The organism is Aquabacterium sp. A08 (genome assembly GCF_011742065.1).
In genome coordinates this window covers 1-3,789 of record NZ_JAAQQT010000519.1, presented here as the reverse complement: position 1 = coordinate 3,789, position 3,789 = coordinate 1, and the positions used below count along the sequence as shown (strand labels likewise).

Annotated in this window: 6 protein-coding genes; 4 read left to right on the top strand and 2 right to left on the bottom strand. The window is 69.5% G+C overall.

Features of this window, described 5'->3' with window-relative positions:
- Nucleotides 1-10: 10 nt before the first annotated feature.
- Nucleotides 11-754, bottom strand: coding sequence for a 2,3-diphosphoglycerate-dependent phosphoglycerate mutase (gene gpmA / locus HA630_RS03265; RefSeq protein WP_166832317.1), 744 nt, complete (start codon nucleotides 752-754; stop codon nucleotides 11-13).
- A gap of 74 nt (nucleotides 755-828) precedes the next feature.
- Here gpmA and HA630_RS03260 point away from each other — a divergent pair, with 74 nt between their 5' ends.
- The 4 genes from HA630_RS03260 to HA630_RS03245 all read left to right on the top strand — a co-directional run bounded on the left by HA630_RS03260 (nucleotide 829) and on the right by HA630_RS03245 (nucleotide 3,152).
- Entirely contained in the window at nucleotides 829-1,239 is a 411-nt protein-coding gene (locus tag HA630_RS03260; protein WP_166832316.1) for a rhodanese-like domain-containing protein, read from the top strand.
- A 35-nt stretch (nucleotides 1,240-1,274) separates the two neighbouring features.
- Nucleotides 1,275-1,532, top strand: coding sequence for a glutaredoxin 3 (gene grxC, locus HA630_RS03255; RefSeq protein WP_166832315.1), 258 nt, complete (start codon nucleotides 1,275-1,277; stop codon nucleotides 1,530-1,532).
- A gap of 131 nt (nucleotides 1,533-1,663) precedes the next feature.
- Nucleotides 1,664-2,113, top strand: coding sequence for a protein-export chaperone SecB (gene secB, locus HA630_RS03250; RefSeq protein WP_166832314.1), 450 nt, complete (start codon nucleotides 1,664-1,666; stop codon nucleotides 2,111-2,113).
- A gap of 22 nt (nucleotides 2,114-2,135) precedes the next feature.
- A complete protein-coding gene (locus HA630_RS03245; RefSeq protein ID WP_166832318.1) occupies nucleotides 2,136-3,152 on the top strand; it encodes an NAD(P)H-dependent glycerol-3-phosphate dehydrogenase in 1,017 nt (338 codons plus the stop codon).
- Between the two features lie 41 nt (nucleotides 3,153-3,193).
- On the opposite strand, the gene HA630_RS03240 is transcribed toward HA630_RS03245, so the two are convergent.
- Nucleotides 3,194-3,789 (bottom strand): pantoate--beta-alanine ligase (locus tag HA630_RS03240; protein ID WP_166832313.1); only part of this gene is annotated, 596 nt, incomplete at its 5' end.

The following is a 3,789-nucleotide window of genomic DNA, read 5'->3' as shown; positions in this document are numbered from 1 at the left end:
GGCGCCGGGCTCAGGCCTTGCCCTGGCTGGCCACGGCGGCAGCGGCCGCTTCGGCCGCCGCGGCGTCGCCCAGGTAGTAGCGGCGCAGCGGTTGCATGTCGTCGTCGAACTCGTACACCAGCGGAATGCCGTTGGGGATGTTGAGGTGGACGATGTCGGCCTCGGAAATGTTGTCCAGGTGCTTGATGAGCGCGCGGATGGAGTTGCCGTGCGCGGCGATCAGCACCCGCTTGCCGCTCTGGATGGTGGGCGCCAGCGTCTCGTTCCAGTAGGGCACGACGCGGGCCACGGTGTCTTTCAGGCACTCGGTCAGGGGAATCTGCTCGGGCGCCAGCTGGCCGTAGCGGCGGTCGTTGCGCTGGCCGCGCGGGTCTTGCGGTTCCAGGGCCGGCGGCGGGGTGTCGTAGCTGCGGCGCCAGATCAGCACCTGTTCGTCGCCGTACTGCTTGGCCATGTCGGCCTTGTTCAGGCCTTGCAGCGCGCCGTAGTGGCGCTCGTTCAGGCGGTAGTCTTTGGTGACGGGCAGCCAGGTGCGGTCCATTTCGTCGAGCACGTACCACAGGGTGTGGATGGCGCGCTTGAGCACGCTGGTGAAGCACAGGTCGAAGTCCCAGCCTTCGGCCTTGAGCAGTTTGCCGGCCGACATGGCCTGCGACACGCCGGTGGGGGTCAGGTCCACGTCGGTCCAGCCGGTGAAGCGGTTTTCGAGGTTCCAGGTGGATTCGCCGTGGCGGATGAGGACGAGCTGGTGCATGGTGGCAATGGGCGGGTTGGTGCGGGGCGCAAACCCATCATTTTAGAATAGCGGGTTCCTTTGAAAGGTGTACCGTGGATTTCTTTGTGCAAAACTGGATGTTGTTCGCCGTGGCCGCGGCTTCGGGGGCCTTGCTGCTGTGGCCCACCCTGGGCAAGGGCGGTGGCGCCGACGGCGTGAGCCCGACCGAGGCGGTGCAGCTGATGAACCGCGAAAAAGCGGTGGTGGTGGACGTGTGCTCGCCCGAGGAATACGCCGCCGGCCACGTGACCGCCGCCAAGAACGTGCCGCTGGACGAGCTGGAGGCCAAGCTGCCCGGCGTGGTCAAGAACAAGGGGTTGCCGCTGGTGCTGGTGTGCGCCTCGGGCATCCGTTCGCGCCGCGCCGTGGCCGTGGCCAAGAAGCTGGGCTACGAAAAAGCCTATAACCTGAGCGGTGGCATGGGCGCCTGGCGCGCGGCCAATCTGCCGGTCCAGAAAAGTTAAGCTGTCCGCTTTTGGATTGCAGGAGCACGCCGACCATGGCCCAGGTGACGATTTACAGCAGCGACTATTGCCCTTATTGCCAACGCGCCAAGGCGCTGTTGCAGGCCCGGGGGGTGACCGACTACGAGGAAATCGTGGTGGACGGCCAGCCCGCGGTGCGCGCCGCCATGGCCGAACGGGTGGGCCGCACCAGCGTGCCGCAAATCTTCATCAACGGCCAGCACGTGGGCGGCTGCGACGACCTGCACGCCCTGGACGCGCGCGGCGGCCTGGTGCCCCTGCTGGCCGCCTGAGCCGGGCGCGGTCGGCGCCCCGCCGGGGTGCTGACATAATCCTTGGGTGTTCCGCCCCAACCCGCTGCGAGAACCTTCGCCAGCGGGTTTTGTTTTGACCGATCGTTTTTCACCCACACCGAGACATCCCCATGGCCGACGACCAGACCCCCGTGTTCCAGATCCAGCGCGTTTACCTGAAAGAGGCGTCGCTGGAGCAGCCGAATTCCCCCGCCATCCTGCTGGAACAGGAGCAGCCGAGCGTGGACATCCAGCTCGGCGTGGAAGCGCAGCCGGTGGCCGATGGCGTGTACGAGGTGTGCGTGACCGCCACCGTGCAGACCAAGATCCAGGACCGCACCGTGTTCCTGGTGGAAGCCAAGCAGGCCGGCATTTTCGAGATCCGCCACCTGCCCGAAGACCAGCTCGGCCCCATCATGGGCATCGCCTGCCCGCAGATCGTCTACCCCTACCTGCGCGGCAACGTGGCCGACCTGATCCAGCGCGCCGGCTTCCCGCCGGTGCACCTGGCCGAAATCAACTTCCAGGCCATGTTCGAGCAGCAGCAGGCCCAGCAAGCCGCCGGCAACCCGGTGCAGTGACCGGAGCGTGGCCGTGCGCCCGATGAACATCGCCGTGCTGGGGGCCGGGGCCTGGGGCACCGCCCTGGCCGTGGCCGCCGCCAGCGAGCACGGCACGCCGCACACGGTGCGCCTGTGGGCGCGCGACCCGGCCCAGGCCGCGCGCATGCAGGCCGAGCGCCAAAACGCGCGCTACCTGCCCGGTTTGCCGTTTCCCGACCGGCTGACGGTGTTCAGCGCCGCGTTGGCCGACCTGCCGGCTGCGGTGCAGGGCCAGGACCTGCTGGTGGTGGGCACGCCCATGGCCGCGCTGCGTGGCATGCTGACCACCCTGCGCGCAGTCGCCATGCCGGTGGCCTGGCTGTGCAAGGGCTTTGAGCGCCCCGACGGCGCCGCCGTGGGCCTGCTGGGGCACGAGGTGTGTGCCCAGGTGGCCCCGGGCCTGCGGGCCGGGGTGCTCAGCGGCCCCAGCTTTGCGCAGGAGGTGGCGCGCGGCGCCCCCACGGCCCTGGTGGCCGCCAGCCGCGACCCGGCCGTGTGCCAGTTGCTGGTGCAGGCCTTCCACAGCCCGGCCTTGCGCGTGTACGCCAACGACGACGTGGTGGGTGTGGAGGTGGGCGGCGCGGTGAAGAACGTGATGGCCATCGCCACCGGCCTGTGCGACGGCCTGGGGCTGGGCCTGAACGCGCGCGCGGCGCTCATCACCCGGGGGCTGGCCGAGATGTCGCGCCTGGGGCTGGCGCTGGGCGCCAAACCCGACACCTTCATGGGCCTGAGCGGCCTGGGCGACCTGGTGCTGACCGCCACCGGCGACCTGAGCCGCAACCGCCAGGTGGGCCTGCTGCTGGCCCAGGGGCAGACGCTGCAGCAGGCCGTCGATTCCCTCGGGCACGTGGCCGAGGGCGTGTACAGCGCCCGCACCGTGGCCCAGCGCGCGCGCAGCCTGGGGGTGGACATGCCCATCACCGAAGCGGTGGTGGCGCTGCTGGACGGCGCCTTGACACCGGCCCAGGCGCTGACGCGCCTGATGGGCCGCGACCCGGTGGCCGAAAGCCGCTGACCCTGACCGGGTCACGCGCGGTTTCTGCCCGGCTGGGCGCTTCAGAATTCGAGGTTGTCGATCAGGCGCGTCTGGCCCAGCTTGGCCGCGCCCAGCGCCACCAACTGGCCCGGCTGGAAGTCGGGCGCCGCGGGGGGGTGCAGGTCGTCGCGGCGGCGCACCGTCAGGTAGTCCACGGCCCAGCCGCGTTGCGCCAGGGCGGCCGAGGCGTGCTGTTCCAGCGCGGCCAGGTTGTGTTCGCCACCCAGCACACCGGCGGCCAGGGTTTTGAGGGCGAGCGACAACTGCACCGCCTCGGTCCGCTCGGTGGGCGACAGGTAGCCGTTGCGCGAACTCAGCGCCAGGCCGTCGGCGGCGCGTTCGATCTCGCCGCCGTGCACGGTCACCGGCAGCGCGAACTGCCGCACCATCTGCCGGATGACCATGAGCTGCTGGTAGTCCTTTTTGCCGAAGACGGCGTGGCCCTGGCCCTTGCTCTGGCCAAAGACGATCTGGAACAGCTTCATCACCACCGTGCTCACGCCGGTGAAAAAGCCGGGGCGGAAGTGGCCTTCCAGCAGGTCGCCCAGCGCGGCGGGGGCGTGTACCTTGAAGGTCTGCGGCTCGGGGTACAACTCCTGTTCGGACGGGGCGAACA